At 66.7% G+C, this 522-nt stretch carries 1 protein-coding gene; it reads left to right on the top strand.

The features are described from left to right. On the top strand, positions 1–522 hold a 522-nt coding region (locus FQ755_RS07605), incomplete at both ends, for an SIS domain-containing protein (RefSeq protein ID WP_144152732.1).

Raw genomic sequence — 522 nt, forward strand, 5'->3', positions numbered from 1 at the left:
AACACCGTGTCGGCGATCCTGCAGTTGCGCGAGCACCTGAACTTCGAGCACGTCGAGCATGCCATCGACATCCTCAACAATGCGCGGCGCATCGAGTTCTACGGCCTGGGCAACTCGAACATCGTGGCCCAGGACGCGCACTACAAGTTCTTCCGCTTCGGCATCCCGACCATCGCCTACGGCGACCTGTACATGCAGGCCGCCTCGGCCGCCCTGCTCGGCAAGGGCGACGTGATCGTGGCGGTGTCGAAGTCGGGCCGCGCGCCCGAGCTGCTGCGCGTGCTCGACGTGGCGATGCAGGCCGGCGCCAAGGTGATCGCGATCACCTCCAGCAACACGCCGCTGGCCAAGCGTGCCACCGTGGCGCTCGAGACCGATCACATCGAGATGCGCGAATCGCAGCTGTCGATGATCTCGCGGATCCTGCACCTGGTGATGATCGACATCCTCGCGGTAGGCGTCGCGATCCGGCGCGCCGCGCCGAACGCCGAGATCACCGAGGCGGTCGCGCAGGCCAAGGCG

It is taken from the genome of Paraburkholderia sp. BCC1885 (genome assembly GCF_900996235.1).
Taxonomy (GTDB): domain Bacteria; phylum Pseudomonadota; class Gammaproteobacteria; order Burkholderiales; family Burkholderiaceae; genus Paraburkholderia.